Annotated in this window: 6 protein-coding genes and 1 pseudogene; all 7 read left to right on the forward strand. The window is 47.1% G+C overall.

The genetic code is table 11. From position 1 onward, the window contains the following. The first annotated feature begins 25 nt into the window (after positions 1–25). Positions 26–2,938, forward strand: coding sequence for an Lcl domain-containing protein (locus LFX17_RS04915; RefSeq protein WP_238729297.1), 2,913 nt, complete (start codon positions 26–28; stop codon positions 2,936–2,938). A gap of 22 nt (positions 2,939–2,960) precedes the next feature. Continuing rightward, positions 2,961–3,494, forward strand: a complete 534-nt coding sequence (locus tag LFX17_RS04920; RefSeq protein WP_238729298.1) for an Lcl C-terminal domain-containing protein — start codon at positions 2,961–2,963, stop codon at positions 3,492–3,494. Positions 3,495–3,688: 194 nt separating this feature from the next. Beyond that, positions 3,689–13,390: a TIGR04388 family protein gene (locus LFX17_RS04925; RefSeq protein ID WP_238745376.1), complete on the forward strand. Its 9,702-nt coding sequence runs from the start codon at positions 3,689–3,691 to the stop codon at positions 13,388–13,390. Beyond that, entirely contained in the window at positions 13,372–14,196 is an 825-nt protein-coding gene (locus LFX17_RS04930; protein ID WP_238745378.1) for an NADase-type glycan-binding domain-containing protein, read from the forward strand. The genes LFX17_RS04925 and LFX17_RS04930 overlap by 19 nt, the downstream gene beginning before the upstream one ends. An 18-nt stretch (positions 14,197–14,214) precedes the next feature. Beyond that, positions 14,215–14,424 carry a hypothetical protein gene (locus LFX17_RS04935; protein ID WP_238745382.1) on the forward strand — a complete coding sequence of 70 codons (210 nt, stop codon included), beginning with the start codon at positions 14,215–14,217 and terminating at the stop codon, positions 14,422–14,424. 427 nt (positions 14,425–14,851) lie between these two features. After that, positions 14,852–17,603, forward strand: a pseudogene (locus tag LFX17_RS20945) (TIGR04388 family protein); the annotation flags it as partial. A 371-nt stretch (positions 17,604–17,974) separates the two neighbouring features. Then, positions 17,975–20,290: a M23 family metallopeptidase gene (locus tag LFX17_RS20955; protein ID WP_406600697.1), complete on the forward strand. Its 2,316-nt coding sequence runs from the start codon at positions 17,975–17,977 to the stop codon at positions 20,288–20,290. Positions 20,291–20,305 lie beyond the last annotated feature (15 nt).

A 20,305-nucleotide genomic window follows, 5' to 3' on the forward strand; every position in this document is an offset into this window, starting at 1 on the left:
CTTTATGAGGTGAATCGGAGTAGTCATGGTGGATCATATCAGAAAAGTTTTATTCTTATTTTGTTTCTGTGTTCTTTTTCAAACTTGCGGTACAGGAAAGAGCGATGCAACTCCTGCTGCGTTGTACAACGCATTCTTAAGTCTTTTGAAAATTCCCGTTATAAACAATGCGGGTTCAATCGAAGCCCCCGGATCCAATTCTATTTTTTCTTTTTCTCCCGGCGAATCCGTTGATTTAAACGGCGGGAGTCAAGGCGGCTCTGCAACGGGAATAGTTGTGGATCCGAGCGGCAATGGGACCGCTTCCGGAATTTCAGTGAACGGAAACGGGGTCCCGCAAATCATTTTCGTAAATGCTGCGGGAGGAAATCCGATCGGCGTTGATATTAACGGAGACGGAATCCTTGATTATTATTTATGCGCGGGTTCCGGCGGCGCGATTACGTTAAAAACCGGTCCAAACTGTACGGGAAATACCGTTACCGTTTACCCCGGTTTCGGTTATGATGAAAACGGAGACGGGGTCGTCGATAACCCGATTTTAGCTTTAATCGGTAACGACTCTAACCCTCCCATGTCTTCCGTTTATCCGCCGTCGGGTATTTATGGAGGAGCGCAATCGGTGACAATTACCTGCGCCGATAACCTTGCGCCCGGTAATTTGGTATATTCGATTGATGGAACTGTTCCGGCATTTTCCCCCTTAGTCGGTTATGTTAAAAATCCGACAACCGCCACCTTTTCCGTCGGTTCTTATGGAGAAGGCATTTATACGGTTCAGTATCGATGTCGTGACCTGGCGGGAAATTTGGAAGCCGTTCAATCCGCTGTTTACGAGGTGAACCATAACCTTCCGAATGTTACGGTCGACGGCGGTGCGACCAGCAGTTACGTCAGCGCTATGAACGGGGCAGTGAATTCTATTTCGATTTTTTGGAAAAGCAATCAGAGCGGTACTTATTCCGTAAGAGCGAATGGTACCGGATGCAGCAGTGGGGGAATTCTTAGCACCGGCTCCGTTGCTGCCAACGCTTCCAACACTTTGACGATCGCCGCTTCCTCCCTGAGCGTAGGAAATAATTCCATTTTTATCTGTGTTACCGCCGGATTTACAGGTCAGGCGAGTTTTAACGTGGTTCGCGACGATACAGCGCCGACGATCACGGCGGATCCGGGAGCGGGGAATTACGGAAAAGAACTCAGCGTTTCTCTCAAATGCAATGATAATTCCGGCGTTCCTTGTTCGGTTATTGCATACACGATCGACGGTACGAATCCCCTTATATCGGGCAGCTTAGGTACCGTTACTGCAGGCTCAACTTATTCCTCTTCTTCCGTTACGGCGACGCCGATATCCGTGCCGAACGGAACCTTAAACCGGAATATCAAGTTTTTAGCGCGGGATAAGGCGGGAAATGTAGGCGCTATTCAGTCCGCCATTTTTTCGGTGGATACCTCTCTTCCTACATTGAATCTTCTTAGTACGAATCCTGCCTTGTATTACGGCAGTGTCGTCATTGACAATGCGACGATCCCTCGATTCAACTGGGAAGTCAGCGGCAATAAGGTTTCCTATACTCTTTTGAAGAAGAGAACCTCCGCATGTAGCCAATGTACGACTGCCGGAGTCGCAGATTGTCCCGTCGGTAAGTTCAAGGATACGAACGGGCTGTTGTATTCGAGCGCGGGGGATTGCAATTGCAATAACGGGATTTCTCTCTTCGGCTCGAACACCAATGCAAGCGGTCCTCTGGGCGCTACGAATCCGATTCAAGTCCCTTCCGATATTGATCCTCTGAATTTCTCCCTGGGAAAAAATACGCTGATGATCTGTGTTGCGAACGCGCAGGCAAACTTCGGTCCGCAATATGCGAGCAGAGAAATTTTGGTTTGGAAGGATTTGGACGTTCCTCAAGCGACAAATATATCCCCGACGATCAATGCGCATAACGTAAAACCGGATCCGGGCGAGATCGTTATTACTTTCAGCGAACCGATGCAGAACATTACACCGATTTTGAACGTTCAATATTTCAATGGGACCCAATGGGTGAATTTCAGTTTCGATACCGTTTCGGGAGCTACTCCTAACTTTTCCTGGAACACCGGAGTCGGCGAGCCTCACAATATTCTTACCATTCGTCTTCCTTGGATCCGTTTTCCTGAAAATGCGTTTTTGCGCTGGGAAATCGATAAGAATAGTTTGAAAGATATTTCCAATAATTCAGTCCAGAGCAACGACGTATCGGGTCATTTAGCGGGCACTTTTTTAACGGGTTCTTATTTTTCGACAAGAGCTTCGACCTTTAAAACTTCTTTGGGGAAGACGGGGCAGAAACGTTGTTTTTTCCAGTCCGGCGGTACTAACGGGGCCGATTGCAAAAATAACGGTTCCGATCTATCGGACGGGACTCCTCGCGAAGGCCAGGATGGTTACTTTCAGCAGGGTTTTGATTTCGCAACAACCTCTTTTTTGAATTCAGCTCATTCGACGAACGCGAGTAGTCGAGATGATAAGACTACTTTGTTTTGGCAAGATAGTTATTCGATCAACGGTTATGCTGATTTTAACGGGGCTTTAAAAGCCTGCGCCAATTTAAACCGGATGAATCAGAAACCTCCCGAACCTACAATACCGCCCGCACCCCCCGCGCCTCCTACGTATTACGGTTACGCGGATCGCGACGATTGGCGGCTTCCTTCCGTGGAAGAGTTGGAAACTATTCTAGCCTATGAAAACGAACATCCCTTGGTTTCTCTTGGGGCGTGTTCCGGAATCGGAAATGAAATGAATTTTTGGACTTCTTCCTTTTTTACCTCCAATTTGAGAAACGCTTGGTATGTGAATTTTTGCGAACGTCACGTTTATTTCGATCTGACCGCGAACAATAAACGAGTTCGTTGCGTTTCAGGAAACATCCCTAGCCAAACGCCGTAATTTTTAGGAGTGAATATTTTTTATGAAACTTTTGTTTAAATCGCTCATTTTCTGTTTTTGTTTGATCGGGCAGGTCATGGCAACTCCAAGCAGATACACGGACAAGGAAGACGGTACGGTATTGGATACTAGAACCGGTCTTGTGTGGCAGCTTTGTCCGGCAGGATTAGGTTCGGAAAATTCGACAACAAAGAGATCCACTTGCGGAATACCCACTACGGGAAACACGAACGGCAGCCCTATCGCCTATAATTGGAGGGACGCTTTAAATTATTGTAAAGGAATCTTACCGCTAAAAAAGCCTCCGGTTTTGCCCGCGGGTAAATTTTGGAGACTGCCGAATATCAATGAATTAAAAAGTATCGTCGATCGGTCGCAAATGAACCCCGCGATGGATACGAGCAAATTGATCGGCGGAGGTGTGGATTTGTTTTGGTCTTCCACTTCCGTCGCTTCCGATTCGACCGCGGCATGGACCGTAAACTTTTTTTTCGGGACTTCGTATGGCTCGAGCGACAAGGATTTCGGTTATTATGTGCGTTGTGTTAGCAATTAAGATCACCGATGCGGGTTCGTACGTTTACAATTCATTTTAATCATGATGGAAGCGAAAATCGAACGATTCAATACATCTTACGAGTAAAGCATTTATAGGCCATAAATATCAATCAACATTAAGATAACGTCTTTCTCCTCCCTACGACGATTTGTATGAGTGGGAACGAATTACGCTATCGAGGATTAATTTTCATGTATAATAAAAAAAAGAACTCCCGTTACTTTATTATTTTCTTTTTAACTTTGTTCTCCTTTTTCCCACTCAGTCCTCAGCCCGTAGTAGTTCCGAATTTGAATACTCCCGTATTCAATACGAACAGCATGAATCAGACGTTTACGGTTGCGGACGGTATGCGGACGATCGGCAACTGGGACGCGTTCGTGTTTCAGAACGTGAGTATTTTGCAGACACAGTGGGAAGCGCAGGTTCAAGCTCAGATCACGATGATGGTGAACTCGATCACGACGAGCGATCATTTCGCTTCGGTTCAGGAGTATCAAAGTTACGTATATAATTCTCTGCAAGGACAGGCCTCGGAACAACTTTTGACATGGCAGAGCGCCGTAGAAGCGGAGATTTTACAGGAGAGGAGCGAATATCTTTCGTCCTTGTATGGAGCGAATTCGAGTGCGGTTGTTAGTTCGACGGCTTCGTTTCAAAGCCAATGGGATTCGTTTGTTTCCGGTAACGGTTTGAATCTGAACTTAGGCGGTGCTCTGAGTCAGGCTGTTTTGAACAGCGGCCAACAGACGTTGGAAGGTTTGCAGAGTCAGTGGTGGAACGATTTTCACAATAATCTGCAGAACGGTTTGCAGACATATCAGCAAGCGCTTCAGGGTTTGACCGACAAATATCAGAACTTAATTTCTCAGATCAACGCTACGGAGATGCAGTATCAGGCGCATCTTGCCCAGATTCAACAGAGTCAAGCTGGCGTTAAGAGCCAGATTCTTTCGAGTTTGGAAGGGTATCAGAACTTTTTAAACAGCAACGGTCTTTTTTGGAACACGATTACCGTGTTGTATGACAACAATTCGAACAGTTATGTGCAGGCGAGTTGTCCGAGCGGTCACGTGTGTGTGACGTATCAATACGATCCTACGAATTCCCAGTTTTACGCGGCCGGTTCTTGTCCGGTAGGTCATACTTGTGCGAACATTCTCTACGACAACAATACGAGCAGTTATCTTCAGAACACGGTTTGTCCTTCGACCTGCAACGGATCGGAGATGGAGAACTTGACGGTTCGCACTAGTTTGAATGCGGACGGTCGTGCGTTTCAGAACGTGATCAACAAGGTGGCGAATGCGATGCAGGAAGGGTATGTGATGCCCGCGATCTTCGACTATACTTCCGGAACGATGCTTAGCTACAACAACAACTGTTTGAACGGCAGTACTTGCGTGAAGGGTTTGTATGACGCGACTTCGGGTTCTTTTGTGGCATCGAACACGTGTTCTGCGGGACATACCTGTTACAGCGCTGTTGTGGACAACACGGTTCCGGCTTCCGCCACCGGTTCCTATTTTGCGAGCAGTTGTCCGGTGGGGGATACGCGTTGCGTTAGCTGCGCTTCCGGTCATACCTGTCAGGTTCAGGAAATGGAAGCAGGCTTTTTGTACGCTTCGAGTCTTTTGAGCAACTTTCTGCACAACGAACTTCTTTCGACGCAGAACGCGCTTCAAAATGCGGTCGCCGTTCAGAACGGGGGAACATACAATTTTCAATACGGGCAGTCTCAAGGTGCGTACAATAACGACGGTATTTGGAGTTACGGGGATCCTATTTTTTCGCATACACCGTTTAACCACTTTTCGGCGACTTCCGGAGGTCCGGCTTCCGTTTCCATTGCGGAGATTTTGAACACTGCGTTTACGGAAGGGGAAGGCGGGCTTGCCAAAAAGATCATGGCTTATATTCGCCAAGAGATCACTCAGTCGGACCTCGCGAACTGGATCATGGACGCGTATGAGAGCGGTTTAACCGGAAGCGGGTCTCCTCTTTCGGGTTTGCTGGGGGCGCTGGGACCGGGCAGAACGATTACCGGGTTTAGTCAGATCGATCTGCGTGCGTTTCAGAACGAAGACGGTTTTACGCCGTTTTTCAATGCCACTCCCTACTGCGGGAGTCCGCTCGGATGTGCTTCCGGAGACATATTCAATTGGACACCCGGGATTTATTTAGCGAATCGGACCTACTCCGAAATGAGAGCACAAGGTTTGGCCGGAGTGAACGGGAGCTGGGGCCAGAATTTTTACGATTATTTTGCGCGAGAGTGGATGATTTGGGACGGAATTCCCTTTCTTGGAGACATCCAACATACGCAGAACTATGCCTGGATCGAGTTGAACTTTCAAGTTACGAATAACAACGCGTATGCGAACGTAACCACGTATCAGGATTTGGTTCTTCAACTTCAGGCGTTCGAGTACGATTGGCAGACGAATGTGATGCCTTCGATCACGAACTGGACGGCGCAGGTTGCTTCTTACCAAGCTCAGTATGCGAACTGGCAGACTCAGATGCAGACCGCATTGACGGATGCGCAGAACGCTTACAATTCCGGGGTGGCTGATCTTCAGGGTCAGCAGTCTTCCTGGCTTGCCCAAATGGGTCAGTTGCAGCAACAGGCAACGAGCGCCTTCAACGCGGCCGGGAACGCTCTTCAGAACGGTCAGGGGCAATCCAATTACATACAACTCACACAACAGGTGTTAGCCGGTTTGAACAAGGGACAAATGAAGTCGAACCTGGACGGGGACTTGACCGTCAACGACGGTTCCTTTAGAGACGCGTTCGGTAACATTTTGAACGGGCTTAACCGCAACGCGGACAGGGGGATTCCTAATTTCGGACTGTTGGATACGATCGGTTCGGGAATGAACCGGATCACGACGGGGATTTCCAACCTTTCTTTATTGTCTTCCACGAACAACGCGACGATGGATACGATCTTGGGATATATGAAAGGTGTTGCGGAGAGTATGCGCAACGAGAAGCAGTTCACCCAGAACGGTTACGGGGATCTGGTAGAAGCTTCCGGCATCAAGACAAGAGAGGTTAAAAGTAAGGATAAGTATTCGGGAGAGACGATCACGACCACGTATGTTTTGAAGGATGACGGTTCGATCGATACATTCACGGACGAGGACGGGAATGTGAAACAAAAGACGTTGGGGGATTGGGTTCAAGGGCATTGCGGTAAGGACTTGGGCAATGCGGAGTGCAGTCGGTTTGTGGAAAACAAATACAGCAGTGTGGATGTGGGGGCCGACGGGAAGATCACGGCTCACAGAAGGGTGTATAACGGAACTTCTTCGTATTGCGGTAGCGACATGACGAATTCGGATTCGTATTGTTACAACACGGATGATGCGGTTGTAACGATTTCGGCTCCTTCCAAGGATTCGTTTCTTTTGGGGAGAGGCGCTTCCCGATTGGGCGATATGTTCAACGAGAGGGAGAAGGGTTTTAGCGATCTCGTAAACGCCACATTCCAAAACGTAAACGGTTATCTTTCCTCGAACAAACATACGGCCGCCCTTTTTACGGAAGTTAATATTACGCAGAACGTTCACGACAAGAACGCGTCTTTGGCTTCGCAAGACGTCAATAACAAGGTGAAGATTGCGAGTATTGTCAAGGATTACGTGGAAGCAGTCTTGCTGGGAGGGATGTCGACCGGCGCTTGGGTGAGCAAACAGGCGAACCAAGCGGTACAGGACGTCGTTGCGACCGCGCTTACGAAGGCTTTTGATTTGCCGCCGGATGTTGCGTCGTTTTTGTCGGGCGGTCTCATGGCGCACATAGAGATGTCGAAGGCCAAGCACGATATGGGCAGTCATAATTTGGGAATTGGGAAAGGAATCCATTCGGCGATCCATCATTCAGGTTTTGGAGGAATGGAAAAAACTCTGCTCAGGGTTGCTCCTTTGGCTACAGAGATCCTTGCGCCGATTGTCGGTTATGGTGCGATAGCTTTTTCTCTATCAACTTTAGATAAGTATGAAAACAATCTTAGCGCGATTGAAAAATGGAAGGATTTCAAAAACAGCATGTACGGTTTTGGAGTTCAGAAAATTGCAATCGCAAACGGGGCGTCACCCGAATATGCGGCCGCCTTAGGCCAAGTTGCGATCGGATATATGGAGATGCGCCAGGCAAAAGAAGAGCTTGGTATGCGTAGCGGAGCGTTTTCTTTACAATCTCTTGGCGGTGAGTTTAAGCGAGTCGTAGCTGGGATATCTGGTAATATCGGCGAGGTTGTGGGAGCGGGAATTAAATCGAGCGCTCATATCACGGGAGATCTTGGATTAACGTCGGAGAAATACGAAAAACATATCAATCAAGAAACCAGATCGATCCTGAACGAACTGAAACTGAGGGATCTGAAAGAAGATATTAAAAACTGGGATACGACGCAACAGGTGCTTGCGAGCGCTTCTGTGAAGGAATACGGCAGAGTTACGCATATGGATCCTGCTCAAATCGAGCTTTGGTCGAAACAGGCGAGCGACTTTGTGGTGCGCAAACAAGCGGAGCGGGATTTACACAGACGGGACGGGATGCTGACCAACGGACTGCCGCTTACACTGGGATACAGCTCCCTTTTTATCCTTGACAACAAGTTGTTCAACGGAGGAATCACGTCTCTCATATCGAAGGGATTCAAAGGAATTCTGACTTCGGTAGCGGATTTAGGGAACATGCTGGGAGAATCGGTCGTACCTTCGGACCTCCGTTCTTCGATATATGACCAAAGTAAAGAGTGGCACAACAAGATAACGCTGGAAGACGTGAAAGGCAGAACGGGACAAGGCATTATCAACAAAGCGTATGTAGAAACGGAGATGCGTAACGTCCTTTTTGACAAGATCGGCGAGGCATTGACGGGAGATCCTGCAATGGGTCACAATCTGGGGTTATTGCTCAAATACCAAATCGACAAACAAGAGGCGAGAAAGGCAGCGAGAGAACAAAGACTGAAGGATGCTGAGGTATTGGTCCAGTTAGCAGCAGCGGCAGCAGTGACCTATTTCGGCGGTCCCGCGGGAATTCAGATGTTAAATTCGGTGATCGGAACGGGTGCGACGGCGATTAACACAACATTGGCGACGGTTGGGCTTTCGCTTAACAATGCGCAGGTGGCCATGCTTGCGGCGAGTACAGCGGCGACGATGGCGATCGAAAACAGAATCAACGGGGCAAATGGCTCGGCTGCAGCCCTTGTAAACGGCCTCATCTCGACGGCGACCTTAGGAGTAAAAACTCCTCTTACGGGCTACGTAACGTATACCAAACATCAGAACGCGAACCTTTTGACGGGTCAACACGAAGTGAAAGGCGGTTGGGGCGGTGGAGTTAGCTTGAACGTGTCCGGTGTCAAAGGGTTACCTGGGGGAGAAATATTAAAGACCGCGTTGGAAGGAATGAAAATGAGCAATCTAACCTTGGGACTGAGCTACAATGCTGATCAAGGTCTTGGAATGAACGTGAACACGAACTTTACGAACAACGTAGGCTTAGGGTTAGACTACAACTTTAAAAGCGGCAGCTATACCGCGAACGCGAGCTATGACGTGAACAAGGCAGGTGGCAAATCTTGGGCGAACGGAAGTGTTAACGTATCTGCGAGTAGAGAAGGTCACTCGAGTTTAGCGTTGTCTTACAACCACGACGGAAACACGGCGATTCCTCAGAGACTGAGAGGAGGGGGAGCGACGCTTGACTTAGGGAATGACGGTGTATTGGGTTTTAGCATCCAGGGACTGAAAGGGGCTACGATCGGTACTGTGAGCTACAACACGAACAGTCACGGTTGGGAACAGGCGACTTTGAACCAGAATTTCCAGAACGAATATCTTCAAGGTGTGACAGCTGAGAACAGCTCTTACAATCACGAGAAGTCTCAGATGGAGATCTTGCGTACGGAGCTGAGTATTGCGACGCAGATGGAGAAACCGTTGTTTACGCAAGCAGATGTGGACAAGTATTTACCTAAAAACAAGGACGGCAGTATCGACGTAGAGAATGCACAGCCTGAGAAGTTGTTAGAGAAATGGAACGCGCACAAGGAAGCGATGTCCCAAACGCCTGAGGGCTTGCAGAAGTGGAAGGACGATGTAACGAGAGCCGGAGAAAGATCGGGGATTGAGATCCGCTTCAACGACGGTAAGAGTGCAACGAGCACTTTCGGTAAGTTTGTAACGGGAATGTTCGGAGACATTGCTCAGAGCTTCGGTATTGCGAACGACGGAAGCAAGATGGTGGACAAACAAGGCGTGTTTCACTTAGACACTTGTTTTGTTGCCGGAACAAGTGTGAGAATGGATTCGGGTTTCAAAGCGATCGAAGACGTGAAAGTCGGTGACATTGTTCAATCTTGGAACGAAAAGTCGGGTGAGTTTGAGAACAAGAGAGTTACGGAGTTGTTTGTTCACGAGGTTCCTCAGTTATTTTATATGGAACTGGACGGGGAAGAAGTGTTGCAGACTACTTGGAACCACCCGTTTAGACGGAGAAACAAGGAAGCACTTACACAGAACGCGCCTCAGCTTGTGATGGCGTCTGTTTCGGAAAGCATATTCGCAAAAGATCAAGTATCCGAAACAGTTCAAACTTCGGAGTGGGTAAAGGTTGAAGATCTTCGCTTGCGAGATCAGGTTCTGAAGTCAGACGGAAGTTGGGCGAGAGTAACTGGGATCTTTCACTACAACACAGAGCCTACGAAAGTTTACAATATCGAAGTTGAAGACAACCACACGTATGTGGTTGGTGAAGCCGGATATGTTGTTCACAATTACAACAACGCGCAAGAGGCGATGTTTGGCGGATTCAAACGACTTTCGAACGACGTATTTGACGTAGCGAAAAAGTTCGCGGGACTTGAAGGCGGAACGGGCAACGAAGTATATCAGAAAGCGGTTCAACTCCAACAAGAAGTGAAATCGACAAATGCGTTACGAGATTCTTTGAAAGCGGAATCGAACGCTTTGAATTTAGAAAAGTCGAAAGCTGAAGGCGGCTTGGAACTAAACAAAAGGCGTAACAATGAATTTTTAACCGCGATTCGCAATCCAGAGAGCGACAATATTCCTGGTATTGCTGATCTTCGAAAACAACTGAAGGGTGTAGATCCGGCAAAAGGATTTACGAAAGATCAAATGAAGACCGTTTCGAGTTGGGTGAATACGAACGGAATGCGAATGATTGGAATTCAAACCGGAGCAGGCATGTCGGGAGGAAGTCCGATCAAGGCGTATATATCGGGAACGGCTGCTCATATCACTGGAGTTGAAGAGCACACGAAGCTAACCAACACAATCAAAGACTCGAATCAGAAGTTAGCAGAACACAAGATTAAAGAAGACAATATCGGTCGGCAGATGATCGAGCGATCGGAAAAGGTGAAGAGCGACATTGTAAAGCTGATCCAAGAGAAACACCACAACGATCCGAGGTATGCTGAAGTTCTCGTAGAACACGGATTTGTGAAGAAGGACACATTCAATCCGAATGAACACAAGGTAACGTATGAGGAGAAGTTGAAGGCGCTTGGAGACAAGATCAAACCGGAAACGAGAAAACAACTTGCCGAGTTTGACCGCAAGATCACAGACCTTCGCGTGAGCCAAAACAAACAGGAAGCGGAGAGCTACGCGAAATGGAACAAGGATCATCCGAACGAGCCCTACAAGCGAACTCCAGAGATGGAGAAACGCAGAAACGACATGGTGACAATGCAGAAGACTTTGGAGAAGGAAAGGGCGATGATCATCAACCGGGAAGTGGCGCCATATCCAAAAGAGTCTGAGCTGCATCGACTTGAGAAGTTGGGTGAAGGTCATTCACTGAACGACAAGCAGAAGACCGAGCTTACGAATCTGCGAAACGAGAAGAAGACGCACGAGACTCAAGTGGCGGCGCTGTTGGACAAAGACAATACGAAGTTGCATGAAACGTTAGAAACGATGGACGAGAAGTCGTCAAAACCGATGACAATTTCAACGACCCAGAGCCGTTTCGAGACGAAGACGATCGAGAAGATGCAATCGAAGGACAATGTCGCTACGAAACAACTGAATTGGGACGGCAAGACGTACGACCGACAAGTGAACAAGGAAACCGGAGAGGTTCACTTTGACCGGGAATACAAGCCGGGTGTGAAGGAAGAAGTGAGCATTACGGATTCCGGATATGTAAAACAGAAGTTGAGTTGGAAAGACCTTTTTGGAAACCCGCAGGAGAGCGTAAAAGTGTTTGAGGCGAACGGAAAGTTTCTAACCGAGCTTAGCGGAGAACAACCTACGAAGAAATTGAGTGATCCGAACGAGACTCGAACGATTATTCCGAATGAACCGAAGGGCAAGATTGTTAAAAGTGATTTCAATGAGGTAAAGGATTTGATCGCGAACGCGAACTTAAGTGCTAAAGACAGGTTGGAGAAGATCCATTCTTTGGACGAGATTGAGGTCAACGGGAAACGATATGTGAAAGAGACCGTAGTCACTGAAACAAAAACCAAAACGAAAGTGACCAAGGACTCTGAGGTGACGTTCTTTACATTGCAGAACGCGGGTGGCCAGACAGAAAGAATCTCGTTCCGCGAAGTAGATTCCGGATACAAGGATGCAAATGGTAAGACCATCAAAACGATCGAGATGAAACAAGTTCTTGCAGAAGGGACGGTAGCGGAAGATACGAAACGATATGACAAGTATCTGAACGAGAAGCCGGATCAGGACAGGGCAGGGAATTATCCTACGTTTGCAGAGAATCCGAAGTATTACATGGACAGAGCGAGACAAGTATTCAGAGAAAAGAATATTCAACCCGAGCGTGACAGCGACGGCAATTTGATGAGTTACAACGGAAGACCGGAGCTTGTGCGAATTGCAAACAACGGTTTCATGAATATTACACTTCTGACGCAGACGCAGAGAGGCCAGTCTTACTTAGGGCAAACGAACAAGGAAGGAAAACCAGTGTTGTATTCGTTACCTGGTAACAGAGACGGAGACGTAAAAGACAGTAGCGCTTGTCAGTCTCACGGACCGGCAATGGTGATGGCCGCTTCGGGTTTCAAGATGACGCAGGAACAGATCAACCAATACGGAAAGCTGAACGTGATGACTACCCGCCTCATGGCGGAAGCGGGCCAATTGTTACCTGGAAAACCGAAACCGTCTCAGATGGGTATCGAGCAACAGGCAGCTATGGTATATCGAACGATGGGTTTTGACATACCGAAGGATGGTTCTTTGATTGCAAAAGGGAGTGAAGGAACACCGGAGGAACCAAAAGAGAAGGATTATATTGGCAATCCAGAAGAATATGCCGAAGCAAAGGCACAATATGATGCAGATCTTCTATCGTTCAAAAAGCAATTTCAAAAAGAACACTTGATCCCTTGGATCAAGGAGAAGTTGGCTAAGGGAGAGGTTGTAGTAGTTGGCGGTAAGTTTGCGGGACTAGATCACGTAATCACCATAACCGGGGTGGATGACAACGGCTTCGTAACGGAAGATTCTTTTGGAGACGCGAGTACCGGATATGCGAGCCACGACGGAAAGTCGAACCATTACAAGTTTAGCGATTTTGTCTTGGGATACGGATTTACTCTGAAACCGAATGGGCAGAAGCCATTGACTGAGACGGAAAGAAAGGTGTACTGGAAAGATGTTACTTCGTATCCTGGTTTGAAAAAGCAACAAGCGACTCTTTCCGCTTCGATCGAGTCTTTGGAAAAAATCGTTAAGAATACAACGGACGAGAAGAAGAGAGAAGAATCGAATCGGAAGTTGGAAGAACAAAAGAAAAGTTTAGAGACAACGAAAGAGGAAGTGGAAAGGATACGCAAACAATGGAGCAATATATGGAAACCGGCAAATTAAAACATTACAAACTACTGATGCTATTAGGGATTTGGCTCTCTTTAGTCCCTTTGTTTTCTCAAGTGGAAGAATATGAGGATTGTTTTTCAAAAAAGAGCAACGCGGATTTGAAGAACTTGAACAAGAAACAGAAAGGAAATTCTGTAGACGGTGTGTTCTATACCTCAAACGCAAATATACCAGCAAAAGGAATGGTGTGGCAAACTTCGTTTTTTAGAGATAGACCGCCGAAATTTGTAGTTAGTAAAACTAAACCGAAAAACCAGACGCAGAATGAATGGGCAGAAGATACGTGTCGCTTTAACGCATACAAGATTCAAGATCAACAGCCAGGAACATTTTGGTGTGAAGGAGTTCCAGGAACTGGAATTGGTGAAGTTGTGGTAGGATTGGCTGATTTAGAAAACAAGAACTATTTCTATATCTTACCAGGACATCAATATAAAAGAAAAACTTTCGAATCGTATTCCCGCCCATCGGAAGTTGTAGTCCATTATTTACTTCCCGGAGCAACGGATACTTCTCAAGCCGGTGGAACGATGCTACTTGATGTATCGTATTTTGGTAAACAGTCTGTAAAGCTCAGCGCAGAACCTGGCTATCAAAAGATTGAAATCCAACCTTACAAAGACATTTTGAAAGAAATGAAGGGAATGAAGGTAAGAGAGGGTGAGACTTTGATCCTTGTCGCGATCGAAATCAAGTCCGTGATCGAGGGTAAAGAAAACAAAGAGCATACTTGCATTGCGGAGATTGGAAATTTCAAAGACGATGCGTTTTACAAAAAGGCGACGCTTCGGGACTGAATTCCAAAGAAGAAACGCATGAAATCCAACGGAACACAAAAAGGCTTCGTCCTCGGCGAAGCGGTTCGGGACAAAACGACGGGTCAAACGATGTATGTGGAGAAGGCTTGGAGCCCGACTGTACCTTGCATTTACTTCGATGCAGAGACGGAAAGTCTTGTGAAGGTGGATCTGTTGCCTGAAAACTTGGAGAGGATCAAGGAGATATTGCCGTATTTACCGAAGTGAAGAACTTGCAAACCCGCGAATGGCAAGGAACAACAAGAAAGGTTCTCTATTGAAAGGACATACAGTTTTACATGTGAATCAGGCGAACAAAAATTTCCTTCAACTTCTCCTTTCCCATTGACAAAAGCACTCTGTAGACGACTCTTTGATGTATCAAAGAGTCGGTTCCTGACTCAGCAACTTTCCTTTCATTTTTTTCTCCAAACTTTCAACGGCTAACGTTAAAAACATTCCGACTGCACAGGCTGTGCGAAGCAATCAACTGCTGAAAGAGAAAGTATTTCCCCGCGAGAGGGATCGTAGCGTAAATCCGGCATTGCACCATCGAGTAATACGCTGTTCTTTTTCTTTCTTTGCACTTGATGGTGCGATGCTGATTGAAGCGGAGAGCGCGTTTCGCGAAGCGAACTCGCCCAACGCCTTAGGCCAAGTTGCGATCGGATATATGGAGATGCGCCAGGCAAAAGAAGAGCTTGGAATGCGTAGCGGAGCGTTTTCTTTACAATCTCTTGGCGGTGAGTTTAAGCGAGTCGTAGCTGGGATATCTGGTAATATCGGCGAGGTTGTGGGAGCGGGAATTAAATCGAGCGCTCATATCACGGGAGATCTTGGATTAACGTCGGAGAAATACGAAAAACATATCAATCAAGAAACCAGATCGATCCTGAACGAACTGAAACTGAGGGATCTGAAAGAAGATATTAAAAACTGGGATACGACGCAACAGGTGCTTGCGAGCGCTTCTGTGAAGGAATACGGCAGAGTTACGCATATGGATCCTGCTCAAATCGAGCTTTGGTCGAAACAGGCGAGCGACTTTGTGGTGCGCAAACAAGCGGAGCGGGATTTACACAGACGGGACGGGATGCTGACCAACGGACTGCCGCTTACACTGGGATACAGCTCCCTTTTTATCCTTGACAACAAGTTGTTCAACGGAGGAATCACGTCTCTCATATCGAAGGGATTCAAAGGAATTCTGACTTCGGTAGCGGATTTAGGGAACATGCTGGGAGAATCGGTCGTACCTTCGGACCTCCGTTCTTCGATATATGACCAAAGTAAAGAGTGGCACAACAAGATAACGCTGGAAGACGTGAAAGGCAGAACGGGACAAGGCATTATCAACAAAGCGTATGTAGAAACGGAGATGCGTAACGTCCTTTTTGACAAGATCGGCGAGGCATTGACGGGAGATCCTGCAATGGGTCACAATCTGGGGTTATTGCTCAAATACCAAATCGACAAACAAGAGGCGAGAAAGGCAGCGAGAGAACAAAGACTGAAGGATGCTGAGGTATTGGTCCAGTTAGCAGCAGCGGCAGCAGTGACCTATTTCGGCGGTCCCGCGGGAATTCAGATGTTAAATTCGGTGATCGGAACGGGTGCGACGGCGATTAACACAACATTGGCGACGGTTGGGCTTTCGCTTAACAATGCGCAGGTGGCCATGCTTGCGGCGAGTACAGCGGCGACGATGGCGATCGAAAACAGAATCAACGGGGCAAATGGCTCGGCTGCAGCCCTTGTAAACGGCCTCATCTCGACGGCGACCTTAGGAGTAAAAACTCCTCTTACGGGCTACGTAACGTATACCAAACATCAGAACGCGAACCTTTTGACGGGTCAACACGAAGTGAAAGGCGGTTGGGGCGGTGGAGTTAGCTTGAACGTGTCCGGTGTCAAAGGGTTACCTGGGGGAGAAATATTAAAGACCGCGTTGGAAGGAATGAAAATGAGCAATCTAACCTTGGGACTGAGCTACAATGCTGATCAAGGTCTTGGAATGAACGTGAACACGAACTTTACGAACAACGTAGGCTTAGGGTTAGACTACAACTTTAAAAGCGGCAGCTATACCGCGAACGCGAGCTATGACGTGAACAAGGCAGGTGGAAAGTCTTGGGCGAACGGGAGCGTGAACGTATCGGCGAGTAGAGAAGGTCACTCGAGTTTAGCGTTGTCTTACAACCACGACGGAAACACGGCGATTCCTCAGAGACTGAGAGGAGGGGGAGCGACGCTTGACTTAGGGAATGACGGTGTATTGGGTTTTAGCATCCAGGGACTGAAAGGGGCTACGATCGGTACTGTGAGCTACAACACGAACAGTCATGGTTGGGAACAGGCGACTTTGAACCAGAATTTCCAGAACGAATATCTTCAAGGTGTGACAGCTGAGAACAGCTCTTACAATCACGAGAAGTCTCAGATGGAGATCTTGCGTACGGAGCTGAGTATTGCGACGCAGATGGAGAAACCGTTGTTTACGCAAGCAGATGTGGACAAGTATTTACCTAAAAACAAGGACGGCAGTATCGACGTAGAGAATGCACAGCCTGAGAAGTTGTTAGAGAAATGGAACGCGCACAAGGAAGCGATGTCCCAAACGCCTGAGGGCTTGCAGAAGTGGAAGGACGATGTAACGAGAGCCGGAGAAAGATCGGGGATTGAGATCCGCTTCAACGACGGTAAGAGTGCAACGAGCACTTTCGGTAAGTTTGTAACGGGAATGTTCGGAGATATTGCCCAGAGTTTCGGTATTGCGAACGACGGAAGCAAGATGGTGGACAAGGCGGGCGTATTTCATTTAGACACGTGTTTTGTTGCCGGAACACCTGTGCGAACAGAATCAGGCTTCAAGGTTATTGAAGATGTGAAAATCGGAGACAAAGTTTTGTCTTGGAACGAGAAGAGTGGAGTCTTTGAGACAAAGAAAGTCACCGAGACGTTCATACACGAAGTTCCTCAGTTATTTTATATGGAACTCGACGGGGAAGAAGTGTTGCAGACTACTTGGAACCACCCGTTTAGAAGAAGAAACAAGGCCGCGAACTCTGAAGTTGCAACGACCGAGCTTATTTCTCGGAAAGGCGCATTGTTAAATGCGGGAATGAGTGCAAGTGAGGAGATTCCCCTTTCTACAGACGCGAATGCGTCTAATGCAAACACCGACACTGTGCAAACATCAGAGTGGGTGAAGGTAGAAGACCTCCGCTTGAGAGATCAAGTTCTCAAAGCAGACGGAAGTTGGGCGAGAGTTACTGGGATCTTTCACTACAACACAGAACCAACTAAGGTATACAACTTTGAAGTTGAAGACAACCACACGTATATCGTTGGAGAGACAGGATACGTTGTCCACAACTACGTAAACGAAAGTAAGGAAGTCAATGCGGCTTTAGTTAGAACGGATAACCTACTCAAGCTTTCCAAAGGCGACAGAGAATTGGTCAGTAGTTTAGACGACTTGAAGCATTTAGGAAGAGAATTCAACAAGAACGCGATAGAAGCAAACAAAGAGACGAATCGTTTGATGTTCGAGAACGCTTCCGCAATCCAAACACATGAAGTTCAGGGTAAAAAGAATTTAGACTTTGTGAATATGGTTCGGAGTAGAGACGCTGACAACTTACCTGGAATCGGGAAGATGCGTGAGATGTTGAAGGGAGTGAACGGAGAGAAAGGATATACGAAATCCCAGCTTGCGGCCATCGATACCTGGCTGAAACAGGATCTTTCGAAGAATCTACCTTCAGGCGTAGCTGGTATGAAGGATGTGGTAACCGGCTATTCTTCCGGAGCGTTTAGCTTGGGAGGAATTAAGGTCGGAGGCGGAAAGTCTTTAGCTGAGCTTGGAACGCACGTAGGACTTTGGAAACTGGGAAGAGAACTTGGAAGCGTAGACGGTATGAATGCCGGTCGTCAGAAGATTCAGGAAACACAAACGAACATGGCTGCGCATCAGAACAAGATGAAGGAACGCGGGATTGCTGAAGCGAAAGCGATCCGAGAAGTCGAGAATCGTGTTGAGACTTACGTATCGAAAACGTATGGCAATGATCCAAGGTTTGCGGAAGCGATTGTAAATTCGAGAACGATCGGGAAGAACGACCTAAGTAAGAATACGGGCGGAGTTGATTTTGAAACGAAGAAGAAAGCGTTTGAATCGAACTTGAAACCGGAACACGTAACCAAAGTCCAAGAATTTGACAAACAAAAGACCGCGATTTTAGACAATCAGAAGCGACTTGAGAGAGAGGACTACGAGAGACACCAAAGAAATCATGCAGGTGAAAAATATGTTCGATCACCTGAGTTAAATCAGAGACGTGAGAAGATGATTGCAACTTTGGAACATTTGGAGAAGCGGAAGTCGACGTATTTGAATGAGACGGTTGCACCGTTTCCTCATGAAAGCAGGCGTGTTGAACTTGAGAAGCTTGCTCTGAATGGAAAGTTAACCAACGAAGACCGCAACGAGTTAAGCAAAATTAATACTGCGAAGAAGGATCACGAAACAAACGTAGCCGCACTTTTTGACAAAGACTCAACGACGATGCACAATCAGTTGGAGAGAAATTTTGGAGTAGAGAGGAGCGTAGTTGTTAAGAATCGTTTTGAACAATCGGAAACGGTTCAAAACCTTGAGACAAAACTTGCCGGATTAGATCCTAAAGATCCGAAGACCGCAAAAGAGAGATCGGAAGTTCAGAATCAATTGAAGAAGGCAGAGGAACGTCTTGCACAGATTGACAAAAACTTTTTGGAGTATGAGCCGAAGAGAAAGGTGATTAACGGGAAGGAAGAACCGTTAGGCGACTATGTTCTCCGGAAACAGCAATCGTATGAACAGGAAGGGCCCGCGATTAAAGACATTGTGAAACAGTTGGAAACGAGAAAGGAAACGTTGGAAAAGCTGGGTGATGTGAAGAAGGTTGAAGAGATCGATCGTAAAATTGTAAAATATGAAGAGCGCGAAAAGAGATCTAAAGGATTTGCCGAAGACACGGCTTTTACATTAGCGGCGAAAGAAGATGCAAAGTCTCGTGCGGAAGGCAAGCCGGCGACAGCGGTAGCGGCTCTTGAGAGATATATGACTCACAAGGACGAGAAGGGATTTATCACGAGAACGCTTCCGATTGACGAGGCTCATCCGGATTTTGCCCATCCAATCGGAAACAAACCGTTTAACAACAAAGTGACGTATACGTCTCATTATGGCGAAGCGGGATACCGTTACGAAAAAACGGCGGCAGATACGGCTTTAGATCCAGTGAACCACATCGGTAACGACTTTGCTGCGGATTACGGTGAAAAAGTGAATACGATGTTGAATGGAAAGGTGGTTGGGATTTCGAAAGGATTAGAGATCAAGGTTCCTTCGAGCGCGTTAGAAAAAGCGGGAGTGATCTATTTACCGGAAGGCACTCATCCTGACGGAAGCCCTAGAAAAGAAGGCTTGTATCTTGAAGGGGAGAAAACGCCGCTAAGCCGTGACGCATTGGCTAAGTTGGATCCGGACTTTAAAAATTCTAAATATGACGGAATTCGAATGAAGGGTGTGGTCTACAGCAAGGGAGGAACTAAGGAGTTTCCGGTTGCCGGGTTCTATACGATGGTTTCCTCAAACAAAGGTCAATTGTTGAGTGAAAGACAAGTAGAGCATCAGATACCGAGGGAAGCCGTTGAGAGTGTAAACGATCCGAAGAAAATGAATCAGATTGTGAATTCTGGAGGGAACAGTGTAACGATCGAGAGTAAGTTTGACGGAGAATTATCGGGAACTTTCCAAATCGAATACAAACACTTTATGGAAGATCCGAGCCAATGGGTAGAGGTAGGGAAGCCGATCCAAGCTGGTAAACAGATTGGAAACGTAGGAAGCACGGGAAGATCGACAGGTCCGCACATGCACACAACGGTAAAATATTATGTGACGACTGAGAATCCGATGTTAGATCCATCGATTTTACCGAAGGGTATGTATGTGGAAAAGAGTGATTGGAAAGGAACGTATTTAGAGATCAATGGAGACTACTTTTTGAACGAGATGCTTCCAAAAAGATTGAAGAAAAGGAAGTAAGTGGAGGGAATAGCC

Source organism: Leptospira sanjuanensis (assembly GCF_022267375.1).
Lineage (GTDB): Bacteria > Spirochaetota > Leptospiria > Leptospirales > Leptospiraceae > Leptospira > Leptospira sanjuanensis.

Bases quoted from the DNA above. Each gene is read 5' to 3' on its own strand.
- LFX17_RS04915 (WP_238729297.1), top strand. From the start codon at position 26: ATGGTGGATCATATCAGAAAAGTTTTATTCTTATTTTGTTTCTGTGTT.
- LFX17_RS04920 (WP_238729298.1), top strand. From the start codon at position 2,961: ATGAAACTTTTGTTTAAATCGCTCATTTTCTGTTTTTGTTTGATCGGG.
- LFX17_RS04925 (WP_238745376.1), top strand. From the start codon at position 3,689: ATGTATAATAAAAAAAAGAACTCCCGTTACTTTATTATTTTCTTTTTA.
- LFX17_RS04930 (WP_238745378.1), top strand. From the start codon at position 13,372: ATGGAAACCGGCAAATTAAAACATTACAAACTACTGATGCTATTAGGG.
- LFX17_RS04935 (WP_238745382.1), top strand. From the start codon at position 14,215: ATGAAATCCAACGGAACACAAAAAGGCTTCGTCCTCGGCGAAGCGGTT.
- LFX17_RS20955 (WP_406600697.1), top strand. From the start codon at position 17,975: ATGAAGGATGTGGTAACCGGCTATTCTTCCGGAGCGTTTAGCTTGGGA.